At 72.4% G+C, this 19,660-nt stretch carries 16 protein-coding genes; 6 read left to right on the top strand and 10 right to left on the bottom strand.

The window, feature by feature from the left end:
* Window positions 1-18 precede the first annotated feature (18 nt).
* On the bottom strand, window positions 19-552 hold the full coding sequence (locus tag AFM16_RS23925) for a DoxX family protein (protein WP_078634560.1): 534 nt from the start codon (window positions 550-552) through the stop codon (window positions 19-21).
* Between the two features lie 86 nt (window positions 553-638).
* Window positions 639-1,928, bottom strand: coding sequence for a hypothetical protein (locus tag AFM16_RS23920; protein ID WP_078634559.1), 1,290 nt, complete (start codon window positions 1,926-1,928; stop codon window positions 639-641).
* Window positions 1,929-2,129: 201 nt separating this feature from the next.
* On the opposite strand from AFM16_RS23920, the gene AFM16_RS23915 reads away from it, so the two are divergent.
* Window positions 2,130-3,044, top strand: coding sequence for a DUF4429 domain-containing protein (locus AFM16_RS23915; protein ID WP_078634558.1), 915 nt, complete (start codon window positions 2,130-2,132; stop codon window positions 3,042-3,044).
* On the opposite strand, the gene AFM16_RS23910 is transcribed toward AFM16_RS23915, so the two are convergent.
* Complete coding sequence (locus tag AFM16_RS23910; RefSeq protein WP_078634557.1) at window positions 3,041-3,775, bottom strand: GbsR/MarR family transcriptional regulator; 735 nt, start codon at window positions 3,773-3,775, stop codon at window positions 3,041-3,043. The genes AFM16_RS23915 and AFM16_RS23910 overlap by 4 nt on opposite strands.
* A 245-nt stretch (window positions 3,776-4,020) precedes the next feature.
* On the opposite strand from AFM16_RS23910, the gene AFM16_RS23905 reads away from it, so the two are divergent.
* From AFM16_RS23905 to AFM16_RS23895, 3 genes are read left to right on the top strand one after another with little or no spacing between them, the layout of a single operon-like run.
* A complete protein-coding gene (locus AFM16_RS23905) occupies window positions 4,021-4,695 on the top strand; it encodes a DUF4097 family beta strand repeat-containing protein (RefSeq protein WP_078634556.1) in 675 nt (224 codons plus the stop codon).
* 36 nt (window positions 4,696-4,731) lie between these two features.
* Window positions 4,732-5,712: an ATP-binding cassette domain-containing protein gene (locus AFM16_RS23900; protein ID WP_078634555.1), complete on the top strand. Its 981-nt coding sequence runs from the start codon at window positions 4,732-4,734 to the stop codon at window positions 5,710-5,712.
* Window positions 5,709-6,473 (top strand): ABC transporter permease, encoded by a 765-nt coding sequence (locus AFM16_RS23895; protein ID WP_078634554.1) that lies wholly within the window; start codon window positions 5,709-5,711, stop codon window positions 6,471-6,473. The genes AFM16_RS23900 and AFM16_RS23895 overlap by 4 nt, the downstream gene beginning before the upstream one ends.
* Window positions 6,474-6,484: 11 nt before the next feature.
* Here AFM16_RS23895 and AFM16_RS23890 read toward each other — a convergent pair whose 3' ends face one another.
* Complete coding sequence (locus AFM16_RS23890) at window positions 6,485-7,279, bottom strand: class II aldolase/adducin family protein (protein ID WP_030788096.1); 795 nt, start codon at window positions 7,277-7,279, stop codon at window positions 6,485-6,487.
* 161 nt (window positions 7,280-7,440) lie between these two features.
* On the opposite strand from AFM16_RS23890, the gene AFM16_RS23885 reads away from it, so the two are divergent.
* Entirely contained in the window at window positions 7,441-7,914 is a 474-nt protein-coding gene (locus AFM16_RS23885; RefSeq protein ID WP_078634553.1) for a pyridoxamine 5'-phosphate oxidase family protein, read from the top strand.
* A 13-nt stretch (window positions 7,915-7,927) separates the two neighbouring features.
* Here AFM16_RS23885 and guaA read toward each other — a convergent pair whose 3' ends face one another.
* Window positions 7,928-9,502: a glutamine-hydrolyzing GMP synthase gene (guaA, locus tag AFM16_RS23880; protein WP_030788103.1), complete on the bottom strand. Its 1,575-nt coding sequence runs from the start codon at window positions 9,500-9,502 to the stop codon at window positions 7,928-7,930.
* A 320-nt stretch (window positions 9,503-9,822) separates the two neighbouring features.
* On the opposite strand from guaA, the gene AFM16_RS23875 reads away from it, so the two are divergent.
* Window positions 9,823-10,119, top strand: coding sequence for a chorismate mutase (locus AFM16_RS23875; RefSeq protein ID WP_179123304.1), 297 nt, complete (start codon window positions 9,823-9,825; stop codon window positions 10,117-10,119).
* Between the two features lie 687 nt (window positions 10,120-10,806).
* Here the strand turns inward: AFM16_RS23875 and AFM16_RS23870 are convergent.
* From AFM16_RS23870 to AFM16_RS23850, 5 genes are all read right to left on the bottom strand, one after another.
* Complete coding sequence (locus AFM16_RS23870) at window positions 10,807-12,585, bottom strand: GMC oxidoreductase (RefSeq protein WP_078637071.1); 1,779 nt, start codon at window positions 12,583-12,585, stop codon at window positions 10,807-10,809.
* A gap of 35 nt (window positions 12,586-12,620) precedes the next feature.
* Window positions 12,621-14,252, bottom strand: a complete 1,632-nt coding sequence (locus AFM16_RS23865; protein ID WP_078634552.1) for a succinic semialdehyde dehydrogenase — start codon at window positions 14,250-14,252, stop codon at window positions 12,621-12,623.
* Between the two features lie 144 nt (window positions 14,253-14,396).
* Window positions 14,397-16,040, bottom strand: a complete 1,644-nt coding sequence (locus AFM16_RS23860) for a serine/threonine-protein kinase (protein WP_078634551.1) — start codon at window positions 16,038-16,040, stop codon at window positions 14,397-14,399.
* 127 nt (window positions 16,041-16,167) lie between these two features.
* Complete coding sequence (locus tag AFM16_RS23855) at window positions 16,168-17,799, bottom strand: serine/threonine-protein kinase (protein ID WP_078634550.1); 1,632 nt, start codon at window positions 17,797-17,799, stop codon at window positions 16,168-16,170.
* Between the two features lie 58 nt (window positions 17,800-17,857).
* Window positions 17,858-19,615, bottom strand: coding sequence for a serine/threonine-protein kinase (locus AFM16_RS23850; RefSeq protein WP_078634549.1), 1,758 nt, complete (start codon window positions 19,613-19,615; stop codon window positions 17,858-17,860).
* Window positions 19,616-19,660: the final 45 nt, after the last annotated feature.

Here is a 19,660-nt window from a genome sequence, read left to right as displayed (position 1 = left end):
CCGCCGGACCGGCTCGGGTTACGTCAGCCCCTCCGCCCGCTCCCGGCGCCTTCGGCGCCAGGCCGCGTCCAGGGAGAGGACGGAGGCGCCCGCGAGGATCAGGGGGATCCAGCCCATGAGGTAGGGGAGGTCGTTGCCGTAGTAGTAGGGCTCGGCGGACCAGCTCACGGTGAGCCAGAGGCTGAGCGAGATCAGGGCGCCGCCGAGGGCGGCGAGGCGGGTCAGCAGACCCACCAGGGCGCCGATGCCGACGGCGAGTTCACCGAGGGCGATGGCGTAGCCGAAGCCGACGGGGTTCTTCAGGGCCAGGTCGACCAGGGCCGGAACGGCCGAGGAGTCACGGACGGCCCGCATGGTGTCGCCGATGGAGCCGGCGCCGCCGTCCTTCATGAAGGCGCTGTCGGTGAGTTTGTCGAGACCGGCGTAGATGAAGGTGACGCCGAGGAAGATCCGCAGGGGAAGCAGGGCGTACCGGGTGGCGGTGTCCCGCCAGCCCCGGCCGCCGCCGTCGGGATAAGGAGGGTACGTGTCACTTCGCATACTGTGAGTCATCGCCCGAGCCGCCTCTCGCCCGCCGTGGTGGGGACCCCTCGACAGACCATACGTACCGAACGAGAACAGCGCTCAACCGTCCGCGGTCACTCGGTGACGTCGATGGCGTACCGGTTGGTCTCGACGCCGGCCGCGGTGACGACCTGGACCTCGACCCGGCCGGGTTCCACGTCGGCGGGGACGGGGACGGTGAGGAGGGCGTCGCTCGGGTTGCTGAAGCCACCGGTGACCGGGACGAGCGGGACATGGACATGGACGGGCCCGATGCGGACGACCATGCGGGAGAGCCGGTCGGCGGTCTGGGCGCCGGGCGGGACGAATCCGGCGCCGCGGATCTCGATGTCGTCGCCGGTGCGGATCGGGGCGTCGAGGTCGCCGGCCTCGCGGGAGCGGACGACGGAGAGGATGACGGGGCGGCCGCCCTCCGCGTACTTCCCGGCGAGGTAGGTCGCGGCCGAGACGAGGACCACGACCGCGAGACCCCAGGGCAGGTCGGGGAGCTGGTCGGGGCGGCGGGCCAGGCGGACCGCGGCGAAGACCAGGGCGACGGCGCTGATCACGACGTACTGGATGTCGGCGAAGGTGCCGCAGCCGGAGTCGTCGGTGAGCAGGTCGGCGGCGCGGGGGCGGTGCCCGCGGACCTTCTGGAGCCGCTGGCCGAACACCCGCAGTCCGACCACGCGGCGCACCAGGACGGCGATGCCGCAGACCACGGCGAGGACCGTCACCACACCGGCGCCGCGGGCGAGGTCGAGGCCGGAGATGAGCGCGTCGCGTTCGGCGGGGCCGGAGGCGGCGGCGAGCCGGCCGACGAGGACCAGGACGGCGTAGGCGACGAGGAGGACCCAGGACGCGGCGACCGCGCGGGAGGTGGAGAGGCGGTTGTCCTCGCCGATGACGGGGGCGAGCGCGCCGCCGCGGGCGCGGTGGAACCAGGAGGCGGCGGTGAGCGCGCCGGCGACGACCAGGGCGGCGAGAAGGCCGGCGGTGCGGGCGCTGGTCCAGCCGGCGCCGATCGCGGTCAGGGCCTGGACCAGCAGCAGGGCGACGACGGCAGCCCACACCGTGCCGGCGGTGCGGACCCAGAGGCGGCCGAGCCATGCCTCGCCCTCGGCGCGGCCGCGGTCGGCGACGTGTTCGGCGGACTGGGTGAGTTCCTCGGAGACCCACTGGCGGGAGGCCGAGGCCGAGTGGGCGACGGCGGCCGGAAGTCCCTGCCCGGCCGCGAACTCGTCGCGCTTGAGCAGGAATTCGGCGACCGCGCGCCGATGTCCCGCGCGGGCACCGTGCGGACAGTCCCCGCAGGTGCAGCCGCCCTCGTGCGGGCCCGGACCCGCTCCCGGACCCGCACCCTGTCTCGCCTCCTGCACCGCCACGTCCGACGCCTGCCTTCCCCATGACCCGAACGGACGGCGGCCTTTGTGGAACCTGTTCGGGATCCCGGCCGCCGCCCTATGGACAACTCCCCTGTGATGTCAGCGAATTGTGCCCTACCGCACACCTCTCGCCCTCGGCAGGTCCGGTCAGCGCGGGTGATGTCGGGCGGGCCGTGTTGACCCGGCTGCGAGAATTTCCGTATGGCCGAGATCATCCAGCGGGACGGGACCTGGGCCTTCGACGGCACGACGGTCCGGATCACGCCGGGACTCCACCGTTCCGTGCCGCTGTTCCGGCAGTCGTACGGGGAGATCGCGGTGCCGCTGGAGGCGGTCGCCGGGGTCGTCTACGAGCCCGAGCGCAGGCGGGGGCGGCTGCGGATGCGGCTGCGGGAGGGCGCCGACCCGCTGCTCCAGGCGACGGGCGGACGGCTGCCCGACGCGGCGGATCCCTACCGGCTGGCCGTGGACGTGGACCGGGCCGGGGTCGCCGAGTACGTGGCCGAGGAAATCCGGCACGCGCTGCTGCTCGACGACGTCCCCAAGGAGCCGACCGGTGCCTATCTGCTGCCCGGCCCTCCGGTGCCGGTGTCGGTCCGCTCCTCCGACGGCAGGGTCTCCTTCGACGGGACGCAGGTGCGGATCGACTGGGCCGACACCTCGGACCGGGTGAAGCGGGCGACGGGGCCGCGCATCATCGCCGTGGCGGACCTGGTGCATGTGGAGTGGCTGCCCAACTCCGGCTACGAGGACGGCTTCCTGCGGTTCGCGACCCGGGAGACGGTGTTCTCGAAGCTGCCGCCGGAGAAGGACCCGTACGCCCTGGACCTGTGGGGCAATGTGCGCCGGGACCTGCTGACCGCCCTGGTGGCGACGGCGGTGACCGCGCGGCTGCCGCACCCCTCCGCCCGCACGGAACGGACCCGTCCGACGGATCCACCGGACGGTACACGGCCTCGGCGGCGACCCGCGTCCGTGCCCGCCCAGGCCGACCATCACGACGTACTGCTGCGCCGGCTGCGGGAGTTGGGCGAGCTGCATCGCGACGGGGTGCTCACGGACGAGGAGTTCACCCGGACGAAGTCCGTGATACTGCGCGGCTTCCGCCCGGTCTAGGTGGCATCCGGGGCGACCGTCGCGGGCCGGGTGCGGAGGATCTCGCGGGCCTGTTCCGCGGCGCGGGCGGTGCTCTCGGAGACGAAGTCGAGGAAGCGGGCGATGTTCTCCAGGCGGACGGCGGCCGGGGTGCCGGGGACGAAGACCTGGACGCCCTCCCGCGCCGTCTCGACGAGGTGGGCGATGGAGCGGGCGCTGGCCATCATCGACTGGTACCAGACGTCGTCGTCGACGACATAGCGGTCACGGCGGCGTTCGTCGCGTTCCCGGCGGACGAGGCCCTGGCTCTCCAGGAACGCGATCGCCTTGGACACGGACGCCGGGCTCACCTGGAGGCGCTGTACGAGTTCGGACGCGGTGAGGCTGCCGGTGTCGGTGAGGGTGAGGCAGGCCAGGACGCGCGCCATCATCGACGGCATGCCGGAGGCCGTCATGACGGTGGTGAGCGTCTCCTCGTAGGCGCGCACGGCCTCGGCGTCCCGGCCGTACGCCTGCTCGGGCGCCTCGGTCCCGCGCGGGGCGGGCTGCCGTCGACGGTGGGCGCGGCGCTCGGTGGCCCGGTGCGCCAGGTCGGCGCGGTAGGCGGTGGGGCCGCCGTTGCGCAGCACCTCGCGGGTGATCGTGGAGGTCGGCCGGTCGAGGCGTCTGGCGATCTCGGCGTAGGCGAGGCCGTCGGCCAGTCCCAGCGCGATCTCCCGGCGTTCCTGCTGGGTGAGCCTGCCTCCCGGCATCGCGGTCTCCTCCGTGCGTGCCCTCCGAGGGGCCCGGTGGCCCTCGGCGCCGTCAGCATAGCGTTCACCACCACCCCATTGCAATGAACCGCCTCGCCTTCATTGCGTTAAGGTAGAGCCCATTGCAATGATTTCCCTCAATTCACCTGCGAATACGGTGATCTGACGCAACAAGTTCGTTGCCAGATCCATGAACGCAACGTAGCTTTTCCTCTATCGGAAACAACGAGTCAGAGGAGAACGCAATGCAGCAGTTCGCAACCCCCGCCCCCGTCTCCGCCGTCCTCGACATCCAGGCCGGGGAGGTGCGGGTCATCGCCGCGGACCGCGACGACACCACCGTCGAGGTCCGGCCCCTGAACCCGGCCAGGAGCCGGGACGTGGAGCTGGCCGAGCGGGCGACCGTCGAGTACGCCGACGGCACCCTGCGGGTCACGGCCACGGCACCGGCGAGGAGCCGGATCCTCGGCCCGGCCGGATCGGTCGAGGTGACCGTGCGCCTGCCCGTCGGCTCCCGCGTCGAGGCCACGTCGGCCGGCGCCGGGTTCCGGGGGGTCGGACGGCTCGGGGAGGTCACCTTCGACGGCGCGCACGGCCAGGTCAAGCTGGACGAGACCGCGGGCGCCCGCCTCACCGTCCAGGCCGGGGACGTCACGGTCGGCCGCCTCGGCGGACCCGCGCACATCAGCACCCAGCAGGGCGACATCCGGATCGCCGAGGCCACCGGGGGCACCGTCACGCTCCGCACCACGCAGGGCGACATCTCGGTCGGCGCCGCCCGCGGCGTCTCCGCCTCCCTGGACGCCGGCACCACCCACGGCCGGATCCGCAACACGCTGACGAACACCGAGGGCGCCGCCGCCGCTCTCACCCTCCACGCCACCACCGCCCACGGCGACATCACGGCCCACAGCCTGTGATCCACCGACCGACACAGAATTGAGGGGGCACCTGTCATGACCGACCCGGCCAGCACCGACCCGGCCATCGAGGCGCACGGCCTGCGCAAGTCCTACGGCGACAAGACCGTCCTGGACGGCGTCGACCTGACCGTCCCGCGAGGAACCGTCTTCGCGCTGCTCGGCCCGAACGGCGCGGGCAAGACCACCGCCGTGCAGATCCTCTCCACGCTCGTCGCCGCCGACGGAGGCCGGGCCCGGGTCGCGGGCCACGACCTCGCCGCCGACCCGCAGGCGGTCCGCGCCGCGATCGGTGTCACCGGGCAGTTCTCCGCCGTCGACGGACTGATCACCGGCGAGGAGAACATGCTCCTCATGGCCGACCTGCACCATCTGTCCCGGCCCGAGGGGCGGCGCGTCGCCGCCGAACTGCTGGAGCGCTTCGACCTCACCGAGGCCGCCGGCAAGCCCGCCGCCACCTACTCCGGGGGCATGAAACGCCGGCTCGACATCGCCATGACCCTGGTCGGCGACCCGCGGATCATCTTCCTCGACGAGCCGACCACCGGTCTCGACCCCCGCTCGCGTCACACCATGTGGCAGATCATCCGCGACCTGGTCGCGGGCGGGGTCACCGTCTTCCTCACCACCCAGTACCTGGAGGAGGCCGATCAGCTCGCCGACCGGATCGCCGTCCTCGACGGCGGCCGGATCGCCGCGCAGGGCACCGCCGACGAACTCAAGCGGCTCGTCCCCGGCGGCCATGTCCGGCTCCGCTTCACCGACCCCGCCGCCTACCGAAGCGCCACCGCCGCACTGGACGAGGTCACCCGGGACGACGAGGCGCTCGCCCTGCGGCTCCCCAGCGACGGCAGCCAGCGCGCCCTGCGCTCGCTCCTGGACCGCCTGGACGCCGTCGGCGTCGAGGCCGCCGAACTGACCGTGCACACCCCCGACCTGGACGACGTCTTCTTCGCCCTCACCGGCGACACCACCGTGCCCGGCCGGCCCGACCACCCCAAGGAGTCCGCACGATGAGCACCCTGGCCCTCGCGATCCGCGACTCCTCCACCATGCTGCGGCGCAACCTCCTGCACGCCCGCCGCTACCCCTCCCTCACCCTCAACCTGCTGCTCACCCCGGTCATGCTCCTGCTGCTGTTCGTCTACGTCTTCGGCGGCACCATGAGCGGCGGCGCGGGCCGCTCCGCCTACCTCGCCTATCTCGTCCCCGGCATCCTGCTGATGACGATCGGCTCGACCACGGTCGGCACCGCGGTGTCCGTGGCCACCGACATGAACGAGGGGATCATCGCCCGCTTCCGGACCATGGCCATCCACCGCGGGTCCGTCCTGTTCGGCCATGTCGCGGGCAGCGTGATCCGGGCGCTCGCGAGCGTCGTCCTCGTCGGCGCGATCGGGGCCGCCATGGGCTTCCGCTCCACGGACGCCACCGTCCTGGAATGGCTCGCGGCCTTCGGACTGCTCGCCGTCTTCGCGCTGGCGTTCACCTGGATCGCGGTCGGCATGGGGATGAGCAGCCCGAACGCCGAAGCGGCGAGCAACAGCGCCATGCCGCTGATCCTGCTGCCCCTGATATCGAGCGCCTTCGTGCCGCTGGACAGCATGCCGGGCTGGTTCCGGCCGGTCGCCGAGTACCAGCCCTTCACCCCCGCCATCGAGACCCTGCGCGGACTCCTCCTCGGCACGGAGATCGGTCACAACGGCTGGATCGCCCTGGTCTGGTGTCTGGCCCTCACCGTCCTCGGCCACCGGTGGTCCAGGAAACAGTTCGGCTGAGCCCGCACGGCTCAGCTCAGCAGATCCGGCTCGCTGCGGCTGATGTCCTGCCACAGGGGCTGGTAGTTGATCCAGGCCACCAGGTCGCCGCCCAACTGCTCCCGGGTGGCGACCGCCGCCTTGTGGTCGATCAGGACCGGGCGGCCGGCCGCGCGGGCGGTGAGCTGGACCTGGCTGGAACGCTCCATGGACAGGAACCACCAGGCCGCCGCGTCCACCGAGTCCCCCACGGTCAGCAGCCCGTGGTTGCGCAGCACCAGCGCCTTGCGGGAGCCGAGCACCCGGGCGATGCGCCGGCCCTCCTCGGCGTCCACGGCGACGCCGGTGTAGGCGTCGTACAGCGCCACGTCCTCGTAGAAGGCGCAGCTCTCCTGGGTGATGGGGTCCAGCAGTTCGCCGAGGGCGGCGAGGGCGCGGCCGTGCACCGAGTGGCAGTGGGCGACGGCGACGACGTCCGGGCGGGCCGCGTGGACCTGGGAGTGGACGGTGAAGGCGGCCTGGTTGACGTGGTAGCGGCCCTCGACGACCTGTCCCTCGGAGTTGACCAGCACCAGGTCACTGACGGTGACGTGCTTGAAGGGCATGCCGAAGGGGTTGACCCAGAAGCAGTCGCTGAAGTCGGGGTCGCGGGCGGTGATGTGCCCGGAGACGCCGTCCTCGAAGCCCATCCGCCCGAACAGGCGCACGGCGCCCGCCAGGCGTTCCTTGCGGTGCCGGCGCTCGTCCTCCACCGAGTCGTGCATCGGCGGCATGGCGAACTCCAGCCGATCGGTGGGCAGCGGGGCAGGCGGTGTGGGCCCGTGCATCGATCCTCCAGCACTGGGTGGGTGTACGGGCGGAAGTTACCGTCGGTCAGCGCAGGAGAACAGGCTTGTTATGCAACGATGACGTCCGGCACCGCGACACCACACAAGATCGCGCCAAAATGGCGACAGAAGATGTCGGGTATCGGGGTCAGACTCGGTGCATGGCATCGACATGGGCGGCCTTCGCCGCAGCCGAACCCGATCTCGCGACGACCGTCGAGCAGCGCTTCGGCGCCTACACCCACCACGTCCTCGCGACCCTGCGCCGGGACGGCTCGCCGCGCACCTCGGGCATCGAGGTCCGTTTCCTCGGCGGGCAGGTGTGGCTCGGCATGATGCCGGACTCGCTGAAGGCGCTCGATCTGCGCCGCGATCCGCGGTTCGCGCTCCAGGCCAACCCGGGCGAGGGCACCACGATGGGCGGCGGGGACGTACGGATCGGCGGCCGGGCGGTGGAGGTGACGGACCCGGCGGCCAAGGCGGCGTACAGGAAAGAGGTGGAACCGCCGGAGCCGTTCCACCTCTTCCGCACCGAGCTGACGGAGGTCGTACGGACCTACGTCGAGGACGAGACGTACCTGGTCACCCAGGTCTGGAAGCCCGGAGAGCCGGTGCGCACCCTCAAACGGACCTGAGCCTCAGGGAGACCTACTCCCACTCGATCGTGCCCGGCGGCTTCGACGTCACGTCGACGACCACGCGGTTGACGTCCCGCACCTCGTTGGTGATCCGGGTGGAGATCTTCGCCAGGACGTCGTACGGCAGCCGCGACCAGTCGGCGGTCATGGCGTCCTCGGAGGAGACCGGGCGCAGCACGATCGGGTGGCCGTAGGTGCGGCCGTCGCCCTGGACACCGACGCTGCGGACGTCGGCGAGGAGGACCACCGGGCACTGCCAGATCTCGCGGTCGAGTCCGGCGGCCGTCAGTTCCTCGCGGGCGATGGCGTCGGCGTCGCGCAGGAGGTCCAGGCGCTCCTTGGTGACCTCGCCGACGATGCGGATGCCGAGGCCGGGGCCGGGGAAGGGCTGGCGCTGGACGATCTCCTCGGGCAGGCCCAGTTCCTGGCCGACCATCCGGACCTCGTCCTTGAACAGCTTGCGCAGCGGCTCGATCAGCTTGAACTCGAGGTCCTCGGGGAGGCCGCCGACGTTGTGGTGGGACTTGATGTTGGCGGTGCCGGTGCCGCCGCCGGACTCCACCACGTCGGGGTAGAGGGTGCCCTGGACGAGGAACTCGACCGCCGGACCCTCGTCGGCGATGATCTCGGCCTGGGCCTGCTCGAAGACGCGGATGAACTCGCGGCCGATGATCTTCCGCTTCTCCTCGGGGTCGGAGACCCCCTTGAGGGCGGTGAGGAACCGCTCCTCGGCGTCGACGACCTTGAGCTGGACGCCGGTCGCGGCGACGAAGTCCTTCTCGACCTGCTCGGTCTCGCCCTTGCGCATCAGACCGTGGTCGACGTAGACGCAGGTGAGCTGGGAGCCGATGGCCTTCTGCACGAGGGCCGCGGCCACCGCGGAGTCGACACCGCCGGACAGACCGCAGATGGCGCGCCGGTCGCCGACCAGCTCGCGGATCGCGGCGATCTGCTCGTCGATCACATTGCCGGTGGTCCAGTCGGGGGTCAGGCCCGCGCCCCGGTAGAGGAAGTGCTCCAGGACCTGCTGGCCGTACGTGGAGTGCAGGACCTCGGGGTGGTACTGGACGCCGTAGAGCTTCTTCTCGTCGTTCTCGAAGGCGGCGACCGGGACGACGTCCGTGGAGGCGCTGACGGTGAAGCCCTCGGGGGCGGCGGAGCAGGCGTCGCCGTGCGACATCCAGACCGCCTGCTCGGCGGGGGTGCCCTCGAAGAGGGTGGAGGACGTCCGGGAGACGTGCAGGTCGGTGCGGCCGTACTCGCGGGCGCCGGTGTTGTCGACGGTGCCGCCGAGGCTCTGGGCCATGAGCTGGAAGCCGTAGCACATACCGAAGACCGGGACGCCGGCCTCGAAGATCGAGCGGTCGAGGCGGGGCGCGCCCTCCTCGTACACGGACGAGGGGCCGCCGGAGAGGATGATCGCCGCCGGGTTCCTGGCGAGCATCTCCTCGACCGGCATGGTGCTCGGCACGATCTCGCTGTAGACCCGGGCCTCGCGGACCCGACGGGCGATGAGCTGGGCGTACTGCGCGCCGAAGTCGACGACCAGGACGGTGTCGGGGGCGGCGGGGGTCGCTGATGACACGGGTTGCCTTCCGGCGGTGAGCGAGGTGTGTGTGGGGCCGAGTCTACCGGGCGCCGCGCAGCCCCTTCGGGGCCGAAGCCGTCTCACGATCCGAACCGTCTTGGACACCCGGGGACACCACGGCATACTGGCCGCATGCTCACGCACCCGGCCTTCCTCTTTACCTATGGCATCCGGCCCACCGGCTGCCATGGTCGTGCTGCTTGAGCAACTGACAAGCGACTTCCCAGGCGCCCCGGGCCGACAAGGTCCGGGGCGCCTGGCGTTCGCGGACCGTGTCGCTCCGGGGCCGCCCCACTCGAATCCGACGAGGAGCCCCCATGACCGCGACCGACGTGACCGCGACCGACGTGACCGGCGCCCGCACCCCCGAGGCGGCCGAGGTGATCACCGGTGCCCGTGAGCGCATCGACGCGCTCGACGACCGGATCATCGGTCTGATCCAGGAGCGGACGGCCGTCTCCGCCGTGATCCAGGAGGCCCGGATCACCTCCGGCGGGCGGCGGGTGAACCTCTCCCGCGAGATGGAGGTCCTCGGCCACTACCGGGACGCGCTGGGCAAGCCCGGCACCGCGCTCGCCCTGACGCTGCTCGAACTGTGCCGCGGTCGCATCTGAGTTCGGTCCTCCTCTCACCCGTACGGCGCGTGACCGCCCCCGGCACGCTTCGTTGGTCCCGGTGTCCGTTCCAGCCAGGGGCGGGCCCGGAAGAACCACGCGTGGATCACTGGAGCGTTGAGGCGTACGGATCGTGCCGTGCGCCGTGGGACCTCGCTCCAGCACGTGACCGGACGGCAGGGGACAGCAGCCCGGTCACCAAGAGAACGGCCGGCCTCGGGGACGCCCGGGGCCGACCGGCTGAAACCGCAGAAATGCACAAGGGCTGGGTCAAACGGTTGCGGGGACCGTCCACATCCAGCACGATGCACACGAACCCCGCCCCCCGATACATGAATCCAGCGGCGCAACCCCCCGGCGCCGCTCCCAGGCACCGGCGCTGCCCTGACGCCGGTGCTGACGGTGAAGAAGGGCCCCGTGGATCCGTCCCACGGGGCCCTTCGTCATGCCCGGACCCCCTGCCGCACCCAGGCCCCTTCGGGTGTGACCCACCTCACATAAAGAATCTGTGAGGACGACGCAACTCCCCGGGGACTTCGCCGGTCACACCTACCGAATACCGGAACAAGGACCACTTCCGTCTCCGCCAAGGCCGACGGAACACGACTTGAACGGCATGACGAAGGGACCTGCGCTCGGAGGGGGGCGCAGGTCCCTTGGTCGTGTGTCACCACCGGGCCACCGGTGTCACTCCTTGGGCGGCACCGCCGGCATCCCCAGGAACGGCAGCCGCAGCGCGCCGAAGGCGTCCTCCGGAACCGCCGGTGCGGCGGGCTCCACCGGCCGCAGCCGCTCGTACGGCTCCCCCTGCTCCGGGCGCGGGTCCGCCTCGCCGTTGTTCGGCCAGTACGACATCGCGCGCTCGGCCTGGGCGGTGATGGTCAGCGAGGGGTTCACCCCCAGGTTCGCGGAGACCGCGGCGCCGTCCACCACCGAGATCCCGGGATGGCCGTACAGCCGGTGGTACGGGTCGATGACACCCGTCTCGCGGGAGTCGCCGATCGGACAGCCGCCCAGGAAGTGCGCGGTGAGCGGAGTGCCCATCAGCTCGCCCACGTTGGAGCCGGCGAAGCCGTTGATGTCGGCGGCGATCGCGGTGGCGGCCTCGGAGGCGGCCCTGATCTGCTTGGGGTTGGGCGCGCCGTGCCCCTGACGGGCGGTGAGCAGCCCCTTGCCGACGCCGGACGGTTTCAGATACGTCGTCAGCGAGTTGTCCAGCGACTGCATCACCAGGCCGATGATGGTCCGCTCCGACCAGCGCCGGTTGGACAGCGAGCGCAGCATCAGCAGGGGGTGGCGGGCCGCGTTCGCCAGCCAGCCGGCCACCCGCGAGGAACCCTCCGCGTACGGCACCTGGAGGATGGACAGACCGCCCATCGAGTTGGAGCCCTTGCCGTAGCGCACCGGCTCGATGTGGGTGTTCTCGTCCGGGTGGACCGACGACGTGATGGCGACACCGCGGGTGAAGTCGACCTTCGCCGCGCCGGTCGCCCTGCGGTAGCGGCGGTCGTCGGTCTGGGCGCCCACCAGGGCCTCGGAGTTGGTGCGGGTCAGCTCGCCGAGCCGGTCGGAGAGATACGGCAGCCGGCCGGTCGACTTCATCCGGTGCAGCAGGGTCTGGGTGCCGTAGGTGCCGGCCGCGAGGACGACGCGGCGGGCCGTGAAGGTGCGGCCCCGCCCCTTGCGCCGGTCGTCGGTCGGCAGGGTGGCGATCGCGTAGCCGCCCCGCGAGTCGTCGGTGACCGAGACGACCGTCGTCAGCGGGTGCACGACCGCGCCCGCCTTCTCGGCGAGGAACAGGTAGTTCTCGTTCAGGGTGTTCTTCGCGCCGTGCCGGCAGCCGGTCATGCACTCGCCGCACTCGGTGCACGCCTTGCGGGACGGGCCCGCCCCGCCGAAGTAGGGGTCGGCGACGGTGTCGCCGGGCGCGGCCTTCGCCGTGCCATCGGCGTCCTCGCCGTCGCCGAAGAAGACACCGACCGGCGCCATGTGGAAGGTGTCCCCGACACCCATGCGCTCGGCGGCCGCCTTGAGGTGGACGTCCGAGGGCGTGGTCGTCGGGTTGAGCCGTACGCCGAGCATCCGCCGGGCCTGGTCGTAGTACGGCTTCAGCTCGTCCTGCCAGTCGGTGATGTCCCGCCACTGGGGGTCGTCGAAGAACGGTTTCGGCGGGACGTAGAGGGTGTTGGCGTAGTTGAGGGAGCCGCCGCCGACGCCCGCGCCGGCCAGGACCATGACGTTGCCGAGCAGATGGATGCGCTGGATGCCGTAGCAGCCGAGCTTCGGGGCCCACAGGTAGTTCCTGAGGTCCCAGGAGTTCTTCGGCAGGGTCTCGCGGGTCCAGCGGCGGCCGGCCTCCAGGACGCCTACGCGGTAGCCCTTCTCGGTCAGGCGCAGGGCGGTCACCGAACCGCCGAATCCGGAGCCGACGACGATCACGTCGTAGTCGTAGGCGTCTTGAGGCACGGGTGTCTCCTCGTCGAGTCTCGTGCGGGTGTCGCTCACCGGAACCGGAACGCCTTCATCAGTCTCAGGCTGCGGCTCATGAACTGCGCGTACTTCTCGTCGTCCATGCCCAGCGAGGGCGCCATCGGCAGCAGGCGCTGGCGGGCCACCGTCTGGGCCTCGGTGTACTTGAGGATGCCCTCGGAGCCGTGCCGGCGGCCGAGTCCGGAGTCCTTCATGCCGCCCATCGGGGACTGGACACTGCCGTAGGCCGGGGCGTAGCCCTCGTTGACGTTGACCGTGCCGGTGCGCAGCCGGGCGGCGACGGCGGCGCCGCGCCGGCCGTCCTTCGTCCAGACCGAGGCGTTCAGGCCGTACGGCGTGGCGTTGGCCAGCTCGACGGCCTCGTCGTCGGTCGAGAAGCGGTAGACCGAGACGACCGGGCCGAAGGTCTCCTCGGCGCACACCGCCATGGGCTCCGCGACGCCGTCGAGGATGGTCGGCTCGTAGAAGTAGGGGCCGATGTCCGGGCGGGCCACCCCGCCCGCGACGACCTTCGCGCCCTTGGCGACCGCCTCGGCCACATGCCGCGTCACGGTCTCCAACTGGCGCTCGCCCACCAGCGATCCCATGTCGGCGCCGTAGGCGAGGGAGGTGCCGAGGCGCATGGCCCTGGTGCGGGTCGCGAAGCGCTCCAGGAAGGCGTCCGCGACCGACTCGTGGACGTAGAGCCGCTCGATGGAGATGCAGAGCTGGCCGGCGGAGGAGAAGCAGGCGCGGACCGCGCCCGCGGCGGCCTTCTCGATGTCGGCGTCGTCGAGGACCAGCATGGCGTTCTTGCCGCCGAGTTCGAGGGAGACGCCGACCAGCCGGGCGGCGGCGCTCTGCGCGACCTCGCGGCCGGTGCGGGTGGAGCCGGTGAAGGAGACGTAGTCGGCGTGCCGGACGACCTCGGGGCCGACGACCGGGCCCTCGCCGAGGACGACCTGGAAGACACCGGCGGGCAGTCCGGCCTCGATGAGCAGGTCACGGGCCCACAGCGCGGTCAGGCAGGTCTCCGTGTCGGGCTTCATGACGACCGCGTTGCCCGCGACGAGCGCCGGGAGGGCGTCGCCGACGGACAGCTCCAGCGGGTAGTTCCACGGGGCGATCTGGCCGACGACCCCGCGCGGGTGGCGCAGTTCGGTGACCTTCGTCAGGGTCGGCACGGCACCGGCGTGCCGCTTGGGCCGGAGGTAGGCGGCCGCCCGGCGCCCGTAGTGGCGGGCGGCGACCGCGACGGCCTGCACCTCCTCGTGGGCGTGCAGCCGTGCCTTGCCGGTCTCCAACTGGATCAGGTCGAGGACCTCGGCCTGGCGGGCGAGCACCAGATCGTGGAAGCGCAGCAGGACGGCGGCCCGCTCCCGGACCGGGATCCGCTCCCAGACGGCCTGGGCGGCGCGGGCCGCCTCGTACGCCCGCGCCACGTCCTCGGGAGTGGACTCGGGCAGTTCGGCGAGCACCTCGCCGGTGAACGGCGTGTGGTTCACGGTCCGGCCGGAGCCGACGACGCCCTTGGTGAGCTGGGCGACGAGCTGGGGGGTGACGACGTCGGCGGCGGTGCGGACGCCGGCGGGGGCGGGGGCGAGGGGGTTGGTGCCCGTGCCGGGGTCGATACCGGCCTTTTCCGGGGCCTGCGAGTCGGTCATGACGCGCAGGGTATGACGCCGGAGGGACTTTGGGTACCCGCCGGTAATAGGGATTCACCGACCGCACACAAGCCGCCAGTGTTCACTGGCAACAAAGCCGCTGATCAGGACGTTGTGTGCCGGGCTTCAGCCCGTCCCCGCCCGCTACAGCTTGTCGATCCGCAGATTGGCGATCGCCGTGCGGGCCACCTCCCGGCCGCGTTCGGTGAAGTCGCCCTTGCCCGGATAGGCGACGGTCAGCTTGTACATGTCGCCGGCCGAGGACTTGTAGTAGAAGAGCCGCAGTTCACGGGGGCGCGGGTGCTGGGAGTCGTCGGTCGTGTACCGGACCGTGTTCGCGGCGGCCTTGCGGCCCTCGAAGGTGACGTTGTCGTCGGTCTCGGTCTTCGCGCCCTTCGGCATGTCGAGGCGGTAGCTGCCGCGCTCGGTGAACTCGGCGTCGTCGGCGTACATCTCGGCGGCCGCGGACGGCTTGATCTCGTTGCTGGTGTCCTCCGCCTTGCGGGCCACCGTCAGCACCACGGACACCGCGCCGCTGGGGTCGGTGTAGCTGACCCAGTGGCTGTCGTCGGAGTCCCGCTCGGGCACGGTCCGCTGGTAGTCGGCGGGGAAGGCGAGGGTGGCGGTGACGTCCTTCTCGGCGGCCGTCTTCCAGTCGTCCGGCAGCGGCCCGGCGAACGGGTCGGCGAGCACCAGGTACGCCGTCACCGCCGCCGCGACGGCCGCGGCACCGAGCCCGAGCCACGCCTTGAGGCCCAGCCGGCGGCGCGCCACGGGCACTTCGACGTGCCGTACGACCTCGGTGGGCGCCGGGGCCGGTGCGGGCGGGTTCGCGGCGGCCGTCAGCAGGGCCCGTACCCGGGCGGCGTCGGGACGGCGCGCCGGGTCCTTCTCCAGCAGCCCGTTGACGGCCTCGGCGAGGGGGCCCTGCGCGGCGGCGGGCGGCGCGGGCGCGGCGTTCAGGACGGACTGGAGGGTGGCAGGCGTGTTGCTGCGGCGGAACGGCGACACGCCCTCCGTCGCCGCGTACAGCACCACGCCGAGCGACCACAGGTCGGACGCCGGGCCGGGACGCTGGCCCAGCACCCGCTCCGGGGCGATGTACTCGGGCGAGCCGACGAAGCCGCCGGTGTCGGTCAGGTTGGTCTCGCCCTCGATCTGGGCGATGCCGAAGTCGGTGAGGACGACCCGGTCGTACCGGCCGAGCAGGACGTTGTCCGGCTTGACGTCCCGGTGCAGGATGCCCGCCGCGTGGGCGGCCTCCAGCGCGCCGAGCACCTCCAGGCCGATCGTGGCGGCCTCGCGCGCGCCGAGCGTGCCCTCCTGGAGGGCGCTGCCGAGGGAACGGCCGTGGACCAGCTCCATCACGATCCAGGGCTTGCCGTCGACGACGGCGACGTCGTGCACGTTGACGACCGCCGGGTGGTCGAGCCGGGCGGCGGCGCGGGCCTCGCGCCGCATCCGCTCGTAGGCGTTGGCCCGTTCCCGCTCGGGAAGGTGGTCGGGGACGCGGGGTTCCTTGACCGCGACCTCACGGTCGACCGTCTCGTCCTTCGCCCGCCACACCGTGCCCATCCCGCCGTGGCCGAGCTTGGCGAGCAGCCGGTAGCGGCCCGCGATCAGCCGGCCGGTGCCGGGCTCGGGCTCTTGTGGGGGTGCGAACTGCTGGGCCGGAACACCGGGTTGCGGCACCGCGGACTGCGCCACGGCGTGCTGCGGGTTCGGCGGTTGCAGAACAAAACTCGTCGTGTCGTCGGGCTCGTGGCCGACTCCCCCGTTGTGGCTCATGACTCCATCCATATCGCGCCAGGCAGGCCGGTATCCACCGGGCGGCCCCACCGGTCACAGACCCGTGACGCGTGACGTTCCTTATGCACCATTTACCGGACCGGCCGGGGCACGTCACCGGGGCACGTCACCGGGCCACGAACGTGCCGACCGCGACGTCGAAGTACTCCCGCGCCTCCCGCACCTTGCCGACCGGCGCCGACACCCACACGTCGTACAGCCTGCCGTTCGCCTCCCAGCACAGGTCGTAGGTGTGCCGGGCGCCCTCGGCCGCGCTGAAGCCGTCCCAGGTGAACTCCCAGAGCGCCGCCGGGTGTCCGTCGTGCTCGGTCTCGGTGACCCTGCCGTCGTGGTAACCGGGGTTGTTCTCCGGCCCCTCGGCCGCCGCGCGCTCCATCGCGCCGAGGGGGCCGCCGGGCGCCGGGTCCGCGATCTTGATGCCGAGCCGGAAGGTCTCCCCCGGCGACAGATAGAACACCCGCTCCCCCTGGGGCACCCGGGTGAACTCCTCCGGGACGGCCAGGGAGAACCCGGCGGGGTCCACGGCGAGTCGGTAGCCGGAGGGCGCGGTGGCGTGGTCGTCGGAGGCGGGGGCGGCGCCGGGGGTCGCGGGACGGCCGGACGAGGGGCGCGCGGACGAGGAGGACGGTGTCGCCGGATCGCCGTGCGAGCCGGTCGCCGTCGGGCCCGGCGCCGCGCTCGTCGTCTCCCGGGACGCCGGACTCGTGGGCGAGCCACCGCCGCCGCCCCCGTCGCCGTTCACCAGCAGCGCCGCCGCCGACACGCCCGCGCCCGCCATCGCGGCGACCAGCAGCGCGGCCACCAGCACCCCGCGCGGCGACCGCTCCCGGGCGGGGGCCTCCGGTGCCGTGCGCGGCAGGTCCTCGCGGGTCGGCGTGTACCCGGACGACACCGGCGCCGGCGTGTGCCCCGTCTCGCGGAAGACCCGCAGCAGCCGCTCCGCCTCCGCCGCCCCCAACCGCCGCTCGGGGTCCCGCTCCAGCAGCCCGCGCACGACCGGCAGCAGCGGCGCGGCCTGCTCGGGCGTGCGGATGTCGGCGAAGACGACGGCGTGCAGGATGCCGCCCAGCGAGTCGCGCCGGAACGGCGACTCGCCGCTCAGCGCGGTGCACAGCAGCGCCCCCAGCGACCACAGGTCGGACTCGGGCCCGGTGCGCGCCCCCGACATCCGCTCGGGCGCGGTGTACTCGGGCGAGCCGACGAACGACCCGGTCTCGGTGAGCGTGGTGGCGCCCGAGACCTGCGCGATCCCGAAGTCGGTGAGGACGACCCGGTCGTTGTCGCCGTCGAGCAGGACGTTCGCCGGCTTGATGTCGCGGTGCAGGACACCGGCCGCGTGCGCGGCGCGCAGCGCGCCCAGCAGCGCGATGCCGATACGGGCCGCCTCGTCCGCGCCGATCGGGCCGTGCGCGGCGATCCGGTCGGCGAGCGAGCCGCCGTCGATCAGTTCCATGACGATGTACGGCCGTTCGCCGTCCTCGACGACGTCGTGCACCACGATGATGTGCGGATGGCTGAGCTGGGCCACCGCGCGGGCCTCGCGCAGGGTCCGGTCGCGCCGGCCGCGCGCCTCCTCGGCGGAGAGCGTGTCGTCCTGGATCAGCTCCTTGACCGCGACACGCCGTCCCAGCAGTTGGTCCGTGGCACGCCAGACCACGCCCATGCCGCCGCGCCCCAGCCTGGTCTCCAGCCGGTAGCGGCCCGCGATGATCCGGACGCCGTCCCCCTCGGTCCCCATACGCCCATCATGCCCCACCGGACGCCCCGCCTCCGGGTCGCCGTCCGGCCAACCACCGTCAGGAGGCGCCCGGTTCCCGCCAGCTCCGGAGCACGGACCGGAACTGCTCGGCCGTCCGCTCCCAGTCCTCGGCCGGGGACGACATGTAGATGATGTACTCCGTGCCGTCGCGGGCGATGTACGCCTCCTCGATCGCCCGGCGCGGCCCGGGGAACTCCGTGTCCTTGGCCAGCGCGGTCCACGTGTACTCCCATTCGGAGCCCTCGCGGTCGCGGTAGACGTTCTCCTCCAGCGTCACCGTCCTGTAGTCGACCAGCCGCTGGAGCTGCTGTTCGAGGTCCCTCTGATGGGCGTAGGCGCTGTCGAAGTCGGGCGAGGTGTCGATGGCGATCCGGACGAAGTGCTCGCCGCCGTCGGGGGTGTAGTCGACCTGCTTGAGGTCGCCGTCGTCCTGGAACAGCTCGCGCTCCCAGCCCTTCGGCAGCGAAAGACCGAACCCGAGCGGATCGGTGATCGGCTCCCACGAGCGCGGCAGACCGTCCTGCGAGGTGGGCGTCGCGCTGGCCGAATCGCTCGGCGTGCCGGAGGCGGAGGCACCGGCCGAGGTGGACGGGGACGGGGACTCACCGGCGTGCGAACGGCCTCCGGCGCCGTACTGCTGGAGGACCACCGCCGTACCGCCGCCGACCAGCGCGGCCACGGCGACCACCAGCGCCAGGGTGCGCAGCCTGCGGCGCCGCGAGGGGCGCGCGGAGGTACGCGGCGCGCCGTACGCGGGGACGTGCGCGGGGACGTGCGCGGAAGGGCCGCCCTGACCGGTGTGGCCGGTGTGGCCGTTGTGGCTGTTGTGGTGCGAGGGGCCGACGAGCGTCTGTCCGCCCGGGCCTGCGGGGCCGTTGGGACCTGTGGGGCCGACCGGGACGGCGGTCGCGGTGTCCGGGCCGCCGTACTGGGCCGGCACGAACACCTGCGCGCCGCCCGGACCGCCCGGACCGCCCGGACCCCGGCCCTCCGCCGCGTCGGCGAGGAGCCGTTCGGTCTCGGCGGTGGCCGGGCGGGCGGCCGGGTCCTTGCGGAGCAGGGCGGTGATGACATGGCCGAGCGGACCGGCGTGCCGGGTCTCGTCGGCCTCCTCCTCGACCACGGCCTGGAGCGTGGTCAGCGGCGAGGTCCGCCGGAACGGCGAACGCCCCTCGACCGCCGTGTACAGCGTCGCGCCGAGCGCCCACAGGTCGGAGGCCGGACCGGGGTCCTGGCCGCGCACCCGCTCGGGGGCGAGGTAGTCGACCGAGCCGACGACCTCGCCGGTCCGGGTGATGGTGCTGTCACCCTCGATCTGGGCGATGCCGAAGTCGGTGAGGAGGACCCGGCCGTCGTCGGCGAGCAGCACATTGCCCGGCTTGACGTCACGGTGCAGCACGCCCGCGGTGTGCGCGGCGCGCAGGGCGCGCAGCACCCACAGGCCGATCCGGGCCGCCTCGGCGGGCTCGATCCGGCCGTCCTCCGTGACCGCGTCGGCCAGCGAACGGCCCTCGACCAGCTCCATCACGATCCACGGGCGGCCGTCGTGGTCGAGCACGTCGTGGATGGTGACCACGGCGGAGTGGTTGATCCGCGCCGCGGCCCGGGCCTCCGCCCGCGTGCGCGCGAGGAGCCGCTCCCGGTCGCTCTCGGAGACGTAGTGGGCGGCGGTCAACTCCTTCACCGCGACAGCCCGGTGCAGCAGTTCGTCGTGCGCGCGCCACACACGGCCCATGCCGCCGCTGCCGATGGCCTCGGCCAGCCGGTAACGGCCCGCGACGAGCCGGCCCTGCATCTGATTCACGTTGCCCCGCAATGTTCTTGACAGGGTCAGCGTAAG

The sequence above is a fragment of the Streptomyces antibioticus genome, from assembly GCF_002019855.1.
GTDB lineage: Bacteria > Actinomycetota > Actinomycetes > Streptomycetales > Streptomycetaceae > Streptomyces > Streptomyces antibioticus_B.
This window is presented reverse-complemented; position numbering and strand designations above follow the sequence as displayed.

Coding starts and splice junctions, on each gene's coding strand:
- AFM16_RS23895 (WP_078634554.1), top strand. CDS start 5,709: ATGAGCACCCTGGCCCTCGCGATCCGCGACTCCTCCACCATGCTGCGG.
- AFM16_RS23915 (WP_078634558.1), top strand. CDS start 2,130: ATGGCCGAGATCATCCAGCGGGACGGGACCTGGGCCTTCGACGGCACG.
- AFM16_RS23890 (WP_030788096.1), bottom strand. CDS start 7,279: ATGCACGGGCCCACACCGCCTGCCCCGCTGCCCACCGATCGGCTGGAG.
- AFM16_RS23905 (WP_078634556.1), top strand. CDS start 4,021: ATGCAGCAGTTCGCAACCCCCGCCCCCGTCTCCGCCGTCCTCGACATC.
- AFM16_RS23850 (WP_078634549.1), bottom strand. CDS start 19,615: ATGCAGGGCCGGCTCGTCGCGGGCCGTTACCGGCTGGCCGAGGCCATC.
- AFM16_RS23910 (WP_078634557.1), bottom strand. CDS start 3,775: ATGCCGGGAGGCAGGCTCACCCAGCAGGAACGCCGGGAGATCGCGCTG.
- AFM16_RS23860 (WP_078634551.1), bottom strand. CDS start 16,040: ATGAGCCACAACGGGGGAGTCGGCCACGAGCCCGACGACACGACGAGT.
- AFM16_RS23865 (WP_078634552.1), bottom strand. CDS start 14,252: ATGACCGACTCGCAGGCCCCGGAAAAGGCCGGTATCGACCCCGGCACG.
- AFM16_RS23885 (WP_078634553.1), top strand. CDS start 7,441: ATGGCATCGACATGGGCGGCCTTCGCCGCAGCCGAACCCGATCTCGCG.
- AFM16_RS23855 (WP_078634550.1), bottom strand. CDS start 17,799: ATGGGGACCGAGGGGGACGGCGTCCGGATCATCGCGGGCCGCTACCGG.
- AFM16_RS23925 (WP_078634560.1), bottom strand. CDS start 552: ATGACTCACAGTATGCGAAGTGACACGTACCCTCCTTATCCCGACGGC.
- AFM16_RS23900 (WP_078634555.1), top strand. CDS start 4,732: ATGACCGACCCGGCCAGCACCGACCCGGCCATCGAGGCGCACGGCCTG.
- AFM16_RS23875 (WP_179123304.1), top strand. CDS start 9,823: ATGACCGCGACCGACGTGACCGCGACCGACGTGACCGGCGCCCGCACC.